The following is a 15,925-nucleotide window of genomic DNA, read 5'->3' as shown; positions in this document are numbered from 1 at the left end:
GGCGAGGGGATTTATCCCCGCTGGGGCGCGCAGCGGCCCTGGTTTTTTGGGACGGCTTCGCAGTCCAACGGGGATAAATCCCCTCGCCACAACAGTCTGTAGCCTCCTACAGTGCGAGCTGGCGCCGCAATTCGGCCAGCACTGGCGCGGTGTCCGGGCGTACCCCGCGCCACAGGTAGAACGCTTCGCCCGCCTGCTCGGCGAGCATGCCCAAGCCATCCATCGCCACCGCCGCACCGTGTTCGTTGGCCCAGCGACAGAACGAAGTGGGCTCCTTGCCATACATCATGTCGTAGCAGAACGTCATGCCGGGTTCGATCAAACTTGCGGCAATCGGCGGTACATCACCGGACAGGCTCGCCGATGTGGCGTTGATAATCAGGTCTACCGGCTCTTGCAGCCAGTCGAAACCGCTGGCCGAGACGGGGCCCAGGTCCGCGAACAACTCGGCCAGCAACTCGGCTTTTTCCACCGTGCGGTTGGCGATGATCACCGAGGCCGGCGCTTCGGCCAGCAGCGGTTCCAAGGCACCGCGCACAGCACCGCCGGCGCCCAGCAACAGGATGCGTTTGCCCTTGAGGTTTAAACCTGCGTTGACGGTCAGGTCCCGTACCAGTCCGGCGCCATCGGTGTTGTCACCCAACAGACGGCCATCGGCCAGCTTGCTCAAAGTGTTCACCGCCCCGGCCCGCTGGGCCCGCTCGGTCAGGCTGTCGGCCAGGCGGAAGGCGTCTTCCTTGAACGGCACGGTGACATTCGCCCCACGCCCCTCGCGGAAGAATTCCCGCGCGCAGCCGGCGAAATCGTCCAAAGGCGCGAGCAGCGTGCTGTAGTCCAGTGTTTGCCCGGTCTGCTCGGCGAAGAGACGGTGGATCAGCGGCGATTTGCTGTGGCCGATCGGGTTACCCATTACAACGTAGCGGTCCATGGATAATCCTCGTTCAGGCCGTCGCCAGCCAATCGCGATCCTGCAGGAAATACTCGGTCAGCCGCGCCTCTTCGCTGCCCGGTTCGGCTTTCCAGTCATAGCCCCAGCGCACTTGCGGCGGTAGGGACATCAGGATCGACTCGGTACGCCCGCCCGATTGCAGCCCGAACAGGGTGCCGCGGTCGTAGACCAGGTTGAACTCCACGTAGCGTCCGCGGCGAAACTCCTGGAATTCCCTTTGTTTGGCGGTGAACGGGTCCTGCTTGCGGCGGCGCACGATAGGCAGGTAAGCCTCGATGTAGGCATCGCCGATGGCGCGCATGAAGGCGAAGCTAGTGTCGAAATCCCACTCGTTCAGGTCGTCGAAAAACAGGCCGCCAATGCCACGGGGCTCGTTGCGATGCTTGATATGGAAATAGCTGTCGCACCAGGCTTTGTAGCGCGAATACACGTCGGGGCCGAACGGGGCACAGGCCTGTTGGGCAACGCGGTGCCAATGCACGCAGTCTTCTGCCACGCCGTAGTACGGTGTCAGGTCGAAGCCGCCGCCGAACCACCAGACCGGCTCTTCGCCTTCCTTTTCAGCGATGAAAAAACGCACATTGGCGTGGGACGTAGGCACATGAGGGTTGTGGGGATGGATGACCAATGACACGCCCAGCGCTTCGAAGCCGCGCCCGGCCAGTTCCGGCCGATGGGCGCTGGCCGAGGGGGGGAGACCGCTGCCGAAGACGTGGGAAAAGTTGACGCCGCCCTTTTCGATCACCGTACCGTTTTCAATCACTCGCGTGCGACCGCCACCACCGGCGGGGCGGGTCCAGGCATCTTCGACGAAACGAGTGCCGCCGTCTTCGGTTTCCAGGGCCGCACAGATGCGGTCTTGCAGGTCGAGCAGGTAGGCTTTCACGGCCTCGGTGCGAGTGGTCATGACATCACCTTGATCAGGGCTACGCTACGCGGCTTGCAGCGGGCCGGTGGCAAATGGGCGCACAGGATACCACCGCACTTGCCTACGCCACAGTTGACGAAGGTCAAGCTTAGGAGTCCGATAGCAGGCTTGGTAAAAAGTCCACGACAAGGAGAAAGTGAAGATGGCCAAACGTATTCAGTTCAGTTCCCACGGCGGCCCCGAAGTGCTCGAGTACGTGGGCTACCAGCCTGCCGAGCCGGGCCCGCAGCAGGTGCGGGTCAGCAACAAGGCGATCGGCCTGAACTTCATCGATACCTATTATCGCAGCGGTCTTTACCCGCCACCGGCCTTGCCGTCGGGCTTGGGGGCCGAGGGGGCGGGTGTGGTCGAGGCCGTCGGTTCAGACGTCACGCGGTTCAAGGTCGGTGACCGGGTAGCTTATGGCAGCGGTCCGCTGGGGGCCTACAGCGACGTGCATGTGTTGCCCGAGGCCAATCTGGTGCATTTGCCCGAGTCCATCAGTTTCGAACAGGCGGCCGGCGTGATGCTCAAGGGCCTGACCGTGCAATACCTGCTGCGTCAGACCTACGAGCTCAAAGGGGGGGAAACCATCCTGTTCCATGCCGCTGCTGGTGGCGTGGGCTCTTTGGCCTGCCAGTGGGCCAAGGCCCTGGGCGTGCGATTGATCGGCACCGTCAGCTCAGCGGAAAAAGCCGCAATCGCCAAATCCCACGGCGCTTGGGAAACCATCGACTACAGCAAGGAAAACGTCGTACAGCGGGTGCTGGAGCTGACCGACGGCAAGAAAGTCCCGGTGGTCTATGACGGTGTCGGCAAGGACACTTGGCTGACCTCCCTGGACTGCGTAGCGCCCCGTGGCCTGTTGGTGAGTTTCGGCAATGCTTCCGGTGCGGTGGACGGCGTGAACCTGGGGATACTCGCGGCCAAAGGCTCGCTGTACGTCACCCGTCCGACCCTGGCCACTTACGCCAATAACGCCGAGAACCTGCAGCGCATGGCCGATGAGCTGTTCGGCATGATCAGCAGTGGCAAGATCAAAGTGGATATCAACCAGCGTTATCCACTGGCCGAAGCGGCCAAGGCCCAGGCCGAGTTGTCGGCGCGGCGCACAACTGGCTCGACGATTCTCCTGCCCTGATTTAAAGGTTGCTAAAGAACCTGTGGGAGCGAGCTTGCTCGCGATAGCGGAGTATCAGCCAACATCTATGCCAACTGATCCGACGCTATCGCGAGCAGGCTCGCTCCCACAGGGTTTGATGCAAGATCCGGAAGGTGTGTTCGGGCTCAGTCCGGCCGCACCACGTTGCCGGTCGCCAGGTCGCGAATCACGCTGGGGTTCTTGCGCCCACCCAGGTTACCGCCCAGCACCAGGTCGATCTGCCCACGGAAATATTGCTCGACGCGAATTCGCGTGCGCGCCGCCGGGCGGCCCTGAGGGTTGGCCGAGGTGGACACCAGCGGCCCCACCAGTGAGCACAAGTCGCGCACGGTGGGGTGATCGCTGACCCGCAGCGCAACCGTGTCGTGCACACCGGTAATCCATTGCGGCAGCAGATTCTGGTGCGGCACCAGCCAGGTATTAGGCCCAGGCCAGGTGCTGGCCATTCGATCCATCCAGGTTTCAGGGAAATCTTCGAACAGAAAGTCGAACTGGTGGATGTTGTCAGCCACCAGGATCAAACCCTTATCGGGCAGTCGCGACTTGATCGCCAGCAGGCGCTCCACCGCGTCTTCGTTCCACGGGTCGCAGCCCAGGCCCCAGACCGCTTCGGTTGGATAGGCAATCACCGCCCCGGCGCGAATTTCTCGCGCGGCTTGTTGCACACGCCAACTGTTGACCATGAAAGACTCTCCACAACGCAAATAAGGCTGTGCGCAGTTTACCGATCTTCCCCATAAAACCTAGCGCGCAAACCAGCGCCCGTTGTCACAGACCGCCCGTCCCTCCATTTCCAGCTCAGTCAGCGCCGCCAGGACTTTGGGCAAGCTCCAGCCGCTGGCGGCGGCCAGCGCTTCGCTGCCAAGCGGCGCGGCATGGAGCAAGCGCAACAGCGGATGGGTGACGGGCGTCGGTTCCATGGACAGCGGCAACTGCTGCCAGCCCCGCAATGCTTCAAGGATGTGCTCGACGGTTTCCACCAGCGCCGCGCCGTCGCGGATCAACTGATGGCAGCCCTTCGCGCCGGGGTGATGGATCGACCCCGGAATGGCGTACACCTCGCGGCCTTGTTCGGCCGCCAAGCGTGCGGTGATCAGCGAACCGCTGGCGACACTGGCCTCCACCACCAGCACGCCGAGGGACAGACCGCTGATGATCCGGTTGCGACGAGGAAAGTTGCTGGCGTGGGGCGGCGCGTCCAGCGGGAACTCCGACAGCACCGCGCTGCCTTGGGCGATCATCGCGTCCGCCAGCCGACGATTGCGCTGTGGATAAAAATTTTCCAGCCCGGTGCCCAACACGCCAATTGTTTGCCCGCCCACATCCAGCGCTGCTTGATGGGCCGCCGCGTCGATGCCCAGGGCCAGGCCGCTGGTGATGACAAAACCGGCACCGGCCAGGCTTCGGGAAAACGCCGCGGCGGTGTCCATGCCCGGTCGCGATGCCCGGCGGCTACCGACCATCGCCAGCTGTGGTTTTTCCAGAATGGTCGCGTCGCCGGCGACGAACAACAGCGGTGGCGCATCGCTGATCTGCGCCAGCAGCGCGGGGTAGTCAGGCTGGTCCCACATCAGTAAACGCTGGGCCGAACCCTCCAGCCAGGCCAATGCATGGGCGGCGCCGTCACGCACATCCGGGTTGCGCCGAGCCTCGGCACACGCCGCGGGCAACCTCAGCGCTCGCCAGGCGCTGGCCGGTGCGCTGATGGCTTTGGAGGCCGAGCCAAAGGCCTCCATCAGGGTCATGAAACGTTTGGGGCCCAGTTCCGGCAAGCGGTGCAGGCGCAGACGGGCCTCCAGTTCCGCAGGGGAAACCGAAGCAGATTCAGGCAATGACATGGATCATCCTTGATCGTTATAAGCCCCGTCGAAACGGGAACAAGCTGTGGATAACTCTGTTGGTAACTTGTGAGACCCGTTATGGATTGCGCACTTTGTCGAGTACCGCCAGCGAGCGCGAGGCGTATAGCACCAAGCCATAGCTGAGCTTGTCGTAGGTGCGAAAAACCATCAGCAGGCCAGCACGTTCATCGGGAATTTTCACCTGCTCGCCGGTGATGCGGTCGCGCACGGTCTCGCCGGTCTTCATCACCGCCAGCACATTGCCTTCGGCCAGCCCGTCGCGACGGCCCTTGTTCAGGGTGACTACATCCAGGGCGCCGATCTGGGTGACGCCGCGGGGTACATCGAGGATCAGCCCGTTGATCTCCGATTTCGGTGCGCTGGGCATGAACGTCGAGTTGATCGAGCGTTCTTCGCCACTGAACAGGCGATCGCCCAGACGCACCTCCTGGGTCGTGCGTTGCAGGGCCAGGGTTGTGATGTCGCCTTCGCTCGCCACGACTTCACCGCTGCCGATGTCATCGGCGTTGATGCCCAGGAACTCCTTGGTTTCGGGATCGGTGTAGACCTTGCCCTGCCGGAAGATGCCATACGCCGACTGGTTTGCGTCGAAGGGGCCGCGGGCAAAGATCCGGTCTCCCGTGCCGCTGAGGACCCGTTCGGCATCGCCGGCAACGATGTAGGGCGCCTTGTCGAAATCCTCGGCCGTGTCGACGATGCGGTTGCTCAGCAAAAAGCTGTTGATGGCCTGCAGCGGGATGCTCGGAATCGCGTCGGCCACCGGCGAGCTGCGAATGCGCGGTGACAGCTTGATGGTGCCCCGCGAAGCGCCGCGATTGAGGGTCAGGCGCGGTTGACCGTTGACGTAGACCAGCGACAGGGTGTCGCCGGGATAAATCAGGTTGGGGTTCTCGATCTGTGGGTTGGCTTGCCAGAGTTCGGGCCATTTCCACGGTTCACGCAAGTATTTGCCGGAGATGTCCCACAGCGTGTCCCCCGTCACCACTGTGTATTGCTGGGGAAAACCTTCCCGAAGTTGCACTTGCCCGTGCGCGATACCGGCCGAGGCCAGAAGCAGCAGGGCGAGTAGTGATTTCCTCATGCGGTGAATCCCTTTATTATGTGCGTTCGCGTAAAACGCCAGAGCCCCCGTGGCTCGCTCCGTGATTGAGGAGCAACGTTTTACAACGGTAGCCTGCATCCCAAGACACGCCAGGCCAGCCACCCGACTTTACTTCACACGTGCATTTATCAAGCTTATGGCCATTTTGAACATTCTCGAATTTCCGGACCCGCGCCTGCGCACTATCGCCAAACCGGTGGCCGTAGTGGACGACGAAGTGCGTCAGTTGGTCGATGACATGTTTGAAACAATGTATGAGGCGCCAGGCATCGGCCTCGCCGCGACCCAGGTCAACGTGCACAAACGTATCGTCGTGATGGACCTTTCCGAAGACCGCAGCGAGCCCCGGGTGTTCATCAATCCCGAGTTCGAAACCCTGACCGACGAGATGGACCAATACCAGGAAGGCTGCCTCTCGGTGCCCGGCTTCTACGAAAACGTCGACCGCCCGCAGAAGGTCAAGATCAAAGCCCTGGACCGTGACGGCCAGCCTTACGAGCTGATCGCCGAAGGGTTGCTGGCGGTGTGCATCCAGCATGAGTGCGACCACCTCAACGGCAAGCTGTTCGTGGACTACCTGTCTACCCTCAAGCGTGACCGGATCAAGAAAAAACTGGAAAAACTTCATCGCCAGAATGCTTGACGCCCCCTTCAAAGGCTTGCCGCGGCAAGCCTTTTTCTTTTGCGACTGCTTTGTAAATGAGAGCTTCCCATGACTGAGCCACTGCGCATCGTCTTTGCCGGCACTCCCGAGTTCGCCGCCGAACACCTCAAGGCCCTGCTGGCCAGCCCCCATGAAATCATCGCGGTCTACACCCAGCCGGATCGGCCGGCCGGTCGCGGGCAAAAACTGATGCCCAGCCCAGTCAAGCAACTGGCCTTGGAGAACGGTTTGCAGGTCTTGCAGCCGCCGACCCTGCGCGACGCTCAGGCCCAGGCCGAATTGGCCGCGCTCAAACCCGACTTGATGGTGGTGGTCGCCTACGGCCTGATCCTGCCCCAAGTGGTGCTGGACATTCCGCGCCTGGGTTGTATCAACAGCCACGCCTCGCTGCTGCCACGCTGGCGCGGTGCGGCGCCGATCCAGCGCGCCGTGCAAGCCGGCGATGCCGAGAGCGGCGTCACCGTGATGCGCATGGAAGCCGGCCTGGACACCGGGCCGATGCTGCTCAAGGTCAGCACGCCCATCAGCGCCGAAGACACCGGCGGCAGCCTGCATGACCGCCTCGCACTGATCGGCCCGCCCGCCGTGGTCCAGGCCATCGCCGGCCTCGCCGCCGGCACGCTGGAAGGCGAAGTGCAGGATGACAGCCTCGCCACCTACGCCCACAAACTGAACAAGGACGAAGCACGCATCGACTGGAGCCGCCCGGCCATCGAGCTGGAGCGTCTGGTGCGTGCCTTCAACCCGTGGCCGATCTGCCACAGCACCTTGAACGGCGAGGCTCTGAAAGTGCTGGCGGCAAGCCATGTCGAGGGGCAGGGCGCGCCGGGTGAAATCCTTGGTGCCAGCAAGGACGGCCTCGTTGTCGCCTGTGGCGAGCAGGCGCTGTGTCTGACACGTCTGCAATTACCCGGTGGCAAGGCGCTGAACTTCAGCGATTTGTACAACAGCCGTCGTGAGAAATTTGCCGTCGGCACGGTGCTGGGCCAAGCGGCGGACGCTTCATGAACCCGCGTCTGGCCGCCGCCAAGGCGCTTGCTGCGGTCCTGAGCGGAAAAGCCTCACTCAACAGTTCCCTGCCGACCCAACTGGACAAGGTTGAAGACCGTGATCGCGGTTTCACCCAAGACCTGGCGTTCGGCACCGCCCGTTGGCAGCCGCGCTTGTCGGCCCTGGCGGCCAAGCTGCTGCAGAAACCGTTCAAGGCCGCCGATGCCGACGTCGAGGCACTGCTGCTGGTGGGGCTCTATCAATTGCTCTACACCCGCGTGCCTGCCCACGCCGCCATCGGTGAAACCGTGGGCTGCGCCGACAAACTGAAAAAGCCGTGGGCCAAGGCCCTGCTCAATGCCGTGCTGCGCCGCGCCCAACGGGAAAGCGAAGCCCTGTTGGCCGAGCTGGAACACGACCCGGTGGTGCGCACTGCCCACCCGCGCTGGTTGCAAAAATCCCTGAAAGCCTTCTGGCCCGAGCAGTGGGAGGCTATCTGCGCGGCCAACAATGCCCATCCGCCGATGATCCTGCGGGTCAACCGTCGCCACCATACGCGCGATGCCTACCTGGCGTTACTGGGCGAGGCTGGCATCCCGGCCATCCCGTGCCAGTACAGCCGCGACGGCATCGTGCTGGAAACCCCCGGCGATGTACGCGCGCTGCCGGGCTTTGCCGACGGTTGGATCAGCGTCCAGGACGAAGCCGCGCAACTGGCTGCCGACCTGCTGGAGCTGGCGCCCGGCCAACGCGTGCTGGATGCCTGCTGCGCACCGGGTGGCAAGACCTGCCACATTCTCGAGGCCGAGCCGAAGCTGGCCGGCGTGGTGGCGGTGGACCTGGAAGCCAAGCGCCTGGTGCGCGTGAAGGAAAACCTCGAACGCCTTGGCCTGGACGCCGAACTGATCGCCGCCGATGGCCGCGACACCGCCAGCTGGTGGGATGGCAAGCCATTTCAACGCATCCTGCTGGACGCACCGTGTTCGGCCACCGGCGTGATCCGCCGTCATCCCGACATCAAGCTCACCCGCCAGCCGGACGATATCGCCGCATTGGCGGTGTTGCAGGGGCAATTGCTCGATGCGTTGTGGATAACCCTGGAAGTCGGCGGCATGCTGCTGTATGCCACGTGTTCAACGTTGCCGACCGAGAACACCGAAGTGATCGAAGCATTCCTCGCCCGTACCCCCGGTGCCCGGGAGCTGGACATTGCCAGCCAGGCCGGGGTGAAGCAGCCCCATGGTCGGCAGTTGCTGGCCCAAGAGGGCGGCCACGACGGGTTCTACTACGCCAAACTGATCAAGATCGCCGCCGCACGCGGTTAAAACCGATTCGATAGGAGTGACCGGATGAAAATCATCATCCTCGGCGCAGGGCAGGTCGGCGGTTCGCTGGCTGAACATCTGGCCAGTGAAGCCAACGACATCACCGTGGTCGACACCGACGGTGACCGCCTGCGCGATCTCGGTGACCGCCTCGACATCCGTACCGTACAGGGCCGTGGCTCATTGCCTACGGTGTTGCGTCAGGCCGGTGCCGACGATGCCGACATGCTGGTGGCTGTCACCAACAGCGATGAAACCAACATGGTGGCCTGCCAGGTCGCTCACACGCTGTTCCACACCCCGACCAAGATCGCCCGGGTGCGCGAGGCGGCCTACCTGACCCGCGCCGACCTGTTCGACAACGAAGCGATCCCGGTGGATGTACTGATCAGCCCCGAGCAAGTGGTGACCAACTACATCAAGCGCCTGATCGAACACCCGGGCGCTTTGCAGGTGATCGACTTTGCCGAAGGCAAGGCGCAATTGGTCGCGGTCAAGGCCTACTACGGCGGACCGCTGGTGGGCCAGCAACTGCGCCAGCTGCGCGAGCACATGCCGAATGTGGAGACGCGGGTCGCGGCGATTTTCCGACGTGACCGGCCGATCCTGCCCCAGGGCGATACCGTGATCGAAGCGGACGACGAGGTTTTTTTCATCGCCGCCAAGGCCAATATTCGCGCGGTGATGAGCGAAATGCGCCGTCTCGACGAAAACAACAAGCGCATCGTGATTGCCGGCGGCGGGCAGATCGGCGAGCGTCTGGCCGAAGCCATCGAAAGCCGCTATCAGGTCAAGATCATCGAGATGAACCCGGCGCGCTGCCGTTACCTCTCGGATAACCTCGACAGCACCGTGGTGTTGCAGGGCAGCGCCTCGGACCGTGACTTGCTGCTGGAAGAAAACATCGCCGACGCCGACATCTTCCTGGCCCTGACCAACGACGACGAAGCCAACATCATGTCCTCGCTGCTGGCCAAGCGCCTAGGGGCGAAGAAGGTGATGACCATCATCAACAACCCGGCCTACGTCGACCTGATCCAGGGTGGCGAGATCGACATCGCCATCAGCCCGCAACTGGCAACCATCGGCACCTTGCTGGCCCACGTGCGGCGCGGCGACATCGTCAGCGTGCACTCCCTGCGCCGTGGCGCGGCCGAAGCCATCGAGGCGATTGCCCATGGCGATGCCAAGTCCAGCAAAGTCATCGGCAAGGCCATCCGCGACCTCGGCCTGCCGCCAGGCACCACCATCGGCGCCATCATCCGCGACGAACAAGTGCTCATCGCCCACGACGACACCATGATCCAGACCAGCGACCATGTGATCCTGTTCCTGGTGGATAAAAAGCATATTCGTGATGTGGAGAAGCTGTTCCATGTGGGGTTGAGTTTCTTCTGATCCAGAATTTTGCGGTGATGGACCGGGCCTCATCGCGAGCAGGCTCGCTCCCACAGAGGATCTCCATTGCTCACAAATATCGTGGGCAACCCCAACCCCTGTGGGAGCGAGCTTGCTCGCGATAGCTATCTAGCAGCCAACTAATCAACCCCTGACACACCAGATAAGGACGCCGCCATGCTCGACTCCCTGGAAAAAATGCTCGCCAAAGGTGTGGATAACTCATTGCTGCGATTCGGCCTGGGCAAGGGCTACCTGGACCTCGGCGAATTCGCCCGGGCCGCCGAACACTTCCAACGCTGCGTCGAACTCGACCCAAAATACTCAGCCGCCTGGAAACTGCTGGGCAAGGCCCACCAAGGCCAAGGCGACCTACCGGCAGCCCGCCAAGCCTGGGAACAAGGCCTCGAAGCCGCCCGAGCCCACGGCGACAAACAAGCCGAAAAAGAAATGACCGTGTTCCTGAAAAAACTGGACCGCCACCCCTGACTTCACACAAAACTGCTTTTGTGGCGAGGGAGCTTGCTCCCGCTTGAGTGCGAAGCACTCACAAAAAAGCCCTCCCAATCCACTGCCGATCCGCTAAAAGCTCAGCCGGCGCAAAATCTGTGGGAGCAAAGCTTGCTCGCGATAGCGATAGACCAGCCAAACCAGATGTCGACTGACCTGCCCCAATCGCGAGCAAGCTTTGCTCCCACAGGTTTGCGGCTTAACTGATCGTCATTGGCCAAGACCGACCCTTCGCTACCGGCGGCTCTCGTTGCGAAGTGGTTGCCGAAGCTTGCGGCATCCATTTGTCCTCCTGCTGACTCTTTCAATCCCACCTTCAAGGACCGAACCCGTGATTGCATCCCCCACCAAACTGCTCTTCCTACCCGGTGCCTCTGGTAACACCCAGTTCTGGCACCCGGTTGCCGAGCGCCTGGCCTACCCGGCGCAGCAGGTCCATATCGGCTGGCCTGGCTTTGGAGACACGCCGCCCATGCCTGGCATAACCGGCATGGAAGATCTGGCGACGTGCGTGCTGGCCGAGATCGACCGGCCGACAGCGCTGGTGGCGCAGTCCATGGGCGGTATCGTTGCTGTGCTTGCAGCGCTTGAACGCCCTGAGTTGATCACGCACCTGACGCTGACCGTCACCTCTGGCGGGATGAATATGTCTGATCTGGATGCGCAGGACTGGCGCCCGGATTTTGCTGCCGCCAACCCGACACTGCCGAGGTGGTTTCTCGACGATCGCACCGACCTCACGCTCCGGTTGGCCGAGTTGCGTATGCCGGTCCTGCTCCTCTGGGGAGATGCTGACCCGATCAGCCCCGTTCGCGTCGGCCAGTGCCTTGCTGAACTGTTACCCCGTGCGCAGCTACACGTTTTCCCTGGCGCCGATCACAGTCTGGGCTGTACGCATGCAGATGAGGTGGCAAAGTTGATCGAGAGACATCTGGCCTGCGGGTGAGCGGGGGACTTGTTGCTACTGGGTCAGGGGAAAAGGAAGCAGGGGCATTTATGAAAATAAATCTGTCCCGTTTCTTCACGTTTCTTCACCCCTGACACCGCTCTCAAGTCTTGAAGGCTCGCCCCCGGTGGCGAGGGAGCTTGCTCCCGCTTGAGTGCAAAGCACTCACAGAAAAGCCCATCGCGTTCTCAATACCAGTCCGCCAAACAGCCAACACGCAACTTCAGCCAGCCTAGCGTTATCTTGCGCAGTTGCCGGAGGCTGGTTGCATCGATAGCAGAAGGTCGCCCAAGAACCTCCCTTCGTCTCGTAAAGTGGCAACCCGACCGACCCATGCCTATAGTCTTTGGCGCCAGACAGCTACCGGAGGCATGGACATGAGCCAGAGCATTTCGCCCGCCGCTTCAACTGTGCAAAAAACAGGCATGGTCGCCACGACCTTATGGGGCTCGGACAAAATCGCAGGTATCACGGTCGATCCGGACGGTGCGATCTGGCTTGGCGCTTATAGTCGCCTGGGGCTAGGAGGCGAAGAGGATTCAGGCTTCACCGGCAGCCTGGTCCGGTTCAATGCCAACGGCAGCCTGGACCGCGACTTCAGCAGCGACGGTAAATCTCTTCTCCCGGTGTCGCTCGACATCGAGGACGGCGGCAATGCCGCCGTGCAGCCGGGCGGGGGCTACCTGGTGGCGCGCTACGTGAAAGTAGGCGACGCCTGGGTGTCGGGCATCACTCGTAACTTGGCGGACGGCAGCCTCGATACGAGTTTCGGGAACGGCGGCACCGTGACAGTGCCTTTCTATTGGAATGAAGATCTAGGCCAGCAAGCGTCGTTCTCCGTGCAACGCGACGGCAGCTTTTTCGCCAGCGCTGGATATCCCTCTGGGGAGATCTATATCGCCCGCTTCGACGCGACGGGGGCCTTGATTTCGTCTTTTGGAGAGGCCGGGGTCCTGCACCTACCCGCGTCCATCGGCATTCACCCCAGCGGCACGCTCGACGTTTCGCTGCAGGGAGACGGGAAGGTATTGGTCACGGGGCAAGACACCCTGACCCGTCTCAACCCGGACGGTACGCTGGATAGCAGCTTTGCGAACGGCGGCAGCCTGGCCCTGGATGTTCACGCAGACGCCCTGGTCATCCAGGATGACGGCAAAATCCTGCTGGCGGGCGCCTCGGGCGGCGTGGCGACCGTCATCCGACTCAATGCCGACGGCTCACTCGACAGCGATTTCGGTGAACAAGGTCGGGTAAGTTGGGGCTCGGAAAGCGCTCCGTTCGCAGTCGCCGACATGATCGTGCTGGCCGACGGCAGGCTATTGATTGGTGGAAGCCAAGGTACGAGCTCGGACGGCTATCTGGCCGCCTTGGTCCAGTTGAACCCCGACGGTCGCCTGGACCACAGCTTTGGCAATCCAGACGACGGCTATTACCACCTTGACGGTGGCCACAACGATGACTTCTTGCTCGGGACCGCCTCGTTCGACGATGCGATCCTTGGCGGGGCCGGTAACGATCTGCTCGATGGCCAGCAAGGTCGCGACCTGCTGACGGGCGGTGCCGGGGCCGACACCTTCCGTTACCAGTCAGTCACCGACAGCTACCGAACCGCAACCGCGGCCCATAGCGACCGAATCACCGACTTCAACCCCGGCAGCGATACCCTCGACCTCTCCTCCCTGGGCTTCCTCGGGCTGGGTAATGGCCATGACGGAACGCTGGCGATACGCGTCAATGAAAGCGGGACGCGGACCTACCTCAAGAGTTTCGAGGCCAACGCCGATGGGGAACGCTTCGAAGTGGTCTTCGACGGTAACTTGGGCCAAACGCTGAATGAAACCAACCTCCTGTTTCAGCAAGCCAGGTTGATGGGCACCGAAGGGGATGATCGTTTACAAGGTAACGCTCGAAGCGAAATCATCGAAGGCTTAGCGGGCGATGATCGCCTTTATGGCGCGTTAGGGAATGATGTGTTGGTTGGCGGAGAGGGTCGAGACCTATTGGTGGGTGGCGGTAACAACGATGTGTTCCGCTTCGACGGATTGAGCGACAGCTACCGTACCGCCACCGAAAACCATACTGATCGCCTGATGGACTATACCGCGGGTGAAGACACGATCGACTTGTCCGCCTTGGGCTTTACCCGACTGGGGAATGGTTACGACGGCACGTTGGACGTGATTTTCAATGAAGCCAAGAACCTGACTTACTTGAAGAGCTACGAAGCCGATGCAGTTGGGGCTCGATTTGAGTTGAGCTTGGTGGGGGACCATTCCGGTTACCGCGACTTGAACATCATCTTCGCCGAGCCCTTGGAAGAGGAGGCTATTCAATTGATTGGAGTGGCTAACGACTTCTGGGTTTAAAACGCACTCCCTGCTGTGCTTCGGCCTGGATAAGGGCTACCTGGACCTCGGCGGCGTGAAACCACGCAAAACAGCGTTCTATGGCGAGGGAGCTTGCTCCCGCTTGAGTGCGAAGCACTCATAAAAAAGCCGACCACGTCTTCAATAACAGCCCGCCAAACAGCCAACACACAAAACCCTGTGGCGAGGGGATTTATCCCCGCTGGGCTGCGAAGCAGACCCAAAAAAGCCAACGGAATCAGTCTGACACACTGCGACTCCTGCGCATGACCAACACACCCTGCCGGCAAGGCGAAATGATTTGAATCCAATCCGCTCCTTGTAGAGAATCGCCACCTTTACCCCAAAAGGATGCGGGCGATGAAGTTCGAAGGGACTTTCCAATACATGGGCAATCACGGGATCGTCTTCAACGTCTCGCGGATCACCCTCACCGACAGCGAACGTGGGCGCTTGCGCGAGCTGCATTTTGGCGAAGCGAAAAGCGCCCACTATGAGGTCAACAGCAAGGTCGTCGAGGTGTACGACAAGATGCTGGCCAAAAACCTGCCGTGCGTGATGATGATCGGTATCTCCAAGCCGCTGACCCGGCAACAGGGCGATGCCCTCAATACCCAGCGCACCACGATCGCCAACCTTGCAGCTACGGCCTTCACTGCCGCCGCCAAGGCTGTGGCCCCCTCTTACGTGGCGGCATCTGTAGGGGCCGGTGTGCGCACGTATGCCAATGAAATCCTGCCCACCTACCATGCGGGCGACGTACTGGTCAGCATAGAAGCGTAGGTCAACGGCGGCATCGGTCCGCAACGCACTCTCTCGACATTGATCATCAAGGCCTGACCGGAGACGTACATGTCCGTAATTACTCAACTGGTCATTGCCTTGGTGGTGTCCTTTCTGCTCGATCGATTCCTCAAACCCTATCTGCTACGCAAGTGGCTAGGCGTGGTGTTGGTGGCGGCGGGTGTGGTTGGCTGCGTTTTGGCCGGTCAGACCCGCTTGTTGGGGTTTGATCTGGGGTTGCTGTCGGTTTTTGCCGTGGCGATAGGGATGGGGTTGTTCATGAAGCGGCGGCGGTTTGAGGAGGTTGGCTGAATGGTAAAGGGGAGAGTTCTTCTGAAAATGTATTCTTCGCCTTTCGCTCTTTTTATGCACCCGTCGCGATGAGGAGCCGTTGATGCAATTTCGAGGTTTTACGTTTGGCCACATTGAGGTCGAGGCCGAAGGACGAGCCCACGACCTACATAACTTCTATGCGGCCAGCGCCATTCACTATGCAGCGCTAGAGCGCACACTCATTCTCAGGTTTACTCGGCGCACCGAAGACTGGGTGCCACCAGAGGAAGCGAGACAGATCACCGTGAAATTCCGTGAGGTGAGCTACTTTCGTGCCGAGGGGCGCGATCCGGATTTGGCCGAGGATGATTGTGTACTTCATGCGATTGGAACTGTGGAGTCTGGTGCTGAGACGAAAAATTTTTACCTGGCGGATAACATTCCGGCAGACCAGCACTTAGTTGTGTGCTTTGCGTCAGGGCTGACGTTACGGATACAGGCGGAGGAAGCAATATGTGAGATTGATGTCTAGGCGCCCGCTGTGGCCGATTCTCGACTGTCGTCACCGGCAGAGAGCGGCCCCTGGACATCCTGATGGCGAAACAGTAGCTTTTTTAGCTAGTAGGCGAGAAATACTCAATAGCGAATCATCCTCCTCATGCCGCACTTCACTTGGACTATGTCGAGA

16 protein-coding genes are annotated in these 15,925 nt (G+C 61.4%); 11 read left to right on the top strand and 5 right to left on the bottom strand.

What is annotated here, in order from left to right; translation table 11 throughout:
* Positions 1 to 106: 106 nt before the first annotated feature.
* Entirely contained in the window at positions 107 to 928 is an 822-nt protein-coding gene (gene aroE / locus T3A99_RS15380; RefSeq protein WP_076383138.1) for a shikimate dehydrogenase, read from the bottom strand.
* 13 nt (positions 929 to 941) lie between these two features.
* Positions 942 to 1,856 carry an oxygen-dependent coproporphyrinogen oxidase gene (gene hemF, locus T3A99_RS15375; RefSeq protein ID WP_047229813.1) on the bottom strand — a complete coding sequence of 305 codons (915 nt, stop codon included), beginning with the start codon at positions 1,854 to 1,856 and terminating at the stop codon, positions 942 to 944.
* Positions 1,857 to 2,019: 163 nt separating this feature from the next.
* On the opposite strand from hemF, the gene T3A99_RS15370 reads away from it, so the two are divergent.
* On the top strand, positions 2,020 to 2,997 hold the full coding sequence (locus T3A99_RS15370; protein WP_047229814.1) for an NADPH:quinone reductase: 978 nt from the start codon (positions 2,020 to 2,022) through the stop codon (positions 2,995 to 2,997).
* 146 nt (positions 2,998 to 3,143) lie between these two features.
* On the opposite strand, the gene T3A99_RS15365 is transcribed toward T3A99_RS15370, so the two are convergent.
* The 3 genes from T3A99_RS15365 to T3A99_RS15355 form a co-directional block, all read right to left on the bottom strand.
* Positions 3,144 to 3,701: an L-threonylcarbamoyladenylate synthase gene (locus tag T3A99_RS15365; RefSeq protein ID WP_047229815.1), complete on the bottom strand. Its 558-nt coding sequence runs from the start codon at positions 3,699 to 3,701 to the stop codon at positions 3,144 to 3,146.
* Between the two features lie 60 nt (positions 3,702 to 3,761).
* Positions 3,762 to 4,856 carry a DNA-processing protein DprA gene (dprA, locus tag T3A99_RS15360; RefSeq protein ID WP_047229816.1) on the bottom strand — a complete coding sequence of 365 codons (1,095 nt, stop codon included), beginning with the start codon at positions 4,854 to 4,856 and terminating at the stop codon, positions 3,762 to 3,764.
* A gap of 79 nt (positions 4,857 to 4,935) precedes the next feature.
* Positions 4,936 to 5,961, bottom strand: a complete 1,026-nt coding sequence (locus tag T3A99_RS15355) for a LysM peptidoglycan-binding domain-containing protein (protein WP_107323189.1) — start codon at positions 5,959 to 5,961, stop codon at positions 4,936 to 4,938.
* A 157-nt stretch (positions 5,962 to 6,118) separates the two neighbouring features.
* Here T3A99_RS15355 and def point away from each other — a divergent pair, with 157 nt between their 5' ends.
* The 10 genes from def (at position 6,119) to T3A99_RS15305 (ending at position 15,769) form a co-directional block, all read left to right on the top strand.
* Positions 6,119 to 6,625 (top strand): peptide deformylase, encoded by a 507-nt coding sequence (gene def / locus T3A99_RS15350; RefSeq protein WP_003196300.1) that lies wholly within the window; start codon positions 6,119 to 6,121, stop codon positions 6,623 to 6,625.
* 69 nt (positions 6,626 to 6,694) lie between these two features.
* On the top strand, positions 6,695 to 7,654 hold the full coding sequence (gene fmt / locus T3A99_RS15345) for a methionyl-tRNA formyltransferase (RefSeq protein ID WP_160891474.1): 960 nt from the start codon (positions 6,695 to 6,697) through the stop codon (positions 7,652 to 7,654).
* Entirely contained in the window at positions 7,651 to 8,961 is a 1,311-nt protein-coding gene (gene rsmB, locus T3A99_RS15340; protein ID WP_139048728.1) for a 16S rRNA (cytosine(967)-C(5))-methyltransferase RsmB, read from the top strand. The genes fmt and rsmB overlap by 4 nt, the downstream gene beginning before the upstream one ends.
* 24 nt (positions 8,962 to 8,985) lie before the next feature.
* Positions 8,986 to 10,359 carry a Trk system potassium transporter TrkA gene (gene trkA / locus T3A99_RS15335; RefSeq protein ID WP_322834534.1) on the top strand — a complete coding sequence of 458 codons (1,374 nt, stop codon included), beginning with the start codon at positions 8,986 to 8,988 and terminating at the stop codon, positions 10,357 to 10,359.
* 177 nt (positions 10,360 to 10,536) lie between these two features.
* On the top strand, positions 10,537 to 10,848 hold the full coding sequence (locus T3A99_RS15330; protein WP_047229821.1) for a tetratricopeptide repeat protein: 312 nt from the start codon (positions 10,537 to 10,539) through the stop codon (positions 10,846 to 10,848).
* Between the two features lie 352 nt (positions 10,849 to 11,200).
* Positions 11,201 to 11,815: an alpha/beta fold hydrolase gene (locus T3A99_RS15325; RefSeq protein ID WP_107323194.1), complete on the top strand. Its 615-nt coding sequence runs from the start codon at positions 11,201 to 11,203 to the stop codon at positions 11,813 to 11,815.
* A 377-nt stretch (positions 11,816 to 12,192) separates the two neighbouring features.
* Positions 12,193 to 14,181 (top strand): M10 family metallopeptidase C-terminal domain-containing protein, encoded by a 1,989-nt coding sequence (locus T3A99_RS15320; protein ID WP_322834533.1) that lies wholly within the window; start codon positions 12,193 to 12,195, stop codon positions 14,179 to 14,181.
* 360 nt (positions 14,182 to 14,541) lie between these two features.
* Positions 14,542 to 14,964, top strand: coding sequence for a hypothetical protein (locus tag T3A99_RS15315; RefSeq protein ID WP_322834532.1), 423 nt, complete (start codon positions 14,542 to 14,544; stop codon positions 14,962 to 14,964).
* Between the two features lie 69 nt (positions 14,965 to 15,033).
* Entirely contained in the window at positions 15,034 to 15,276 is a 243-nt protein-coding gene (locus T3A99_RS15310) for a hypothetical protein (RefSeq protein ID WP_107323197.1), read from the top strand.
* An 82-nt stretch (positions 15,277 to 15,358) separates the two neighbouring features.
* Positions 15,359 to 15,769, top strand: a complete 411-nt coding sequence (locus T3A99_RS15305; protein ID WP_139048733.1) for a hypothetical protein — start codon at positions 15,359 to 15,361, stop codon at positions 15,767 to 15,769.
* Positions 15,770 to 15,925: the final 156 nt, after the last annotated feature.

It is taken from the genome of Pseudomonas sp. N-137, from assembly GCF_034555295.1.
GTDB classification, from domain to species: Bacteria; Pseudomonadota; Gammaproteobacteria; order Pseudomonadales; family Pseudomonadaceae; genus Aquipseudomonas; species Aquipseudomonas rhizophila.
The sequence above is the reverse complement of the archived record's forward strand: the minus strand, read 5'-3'. Positions and strand labels throughout refer to the sequence as shown.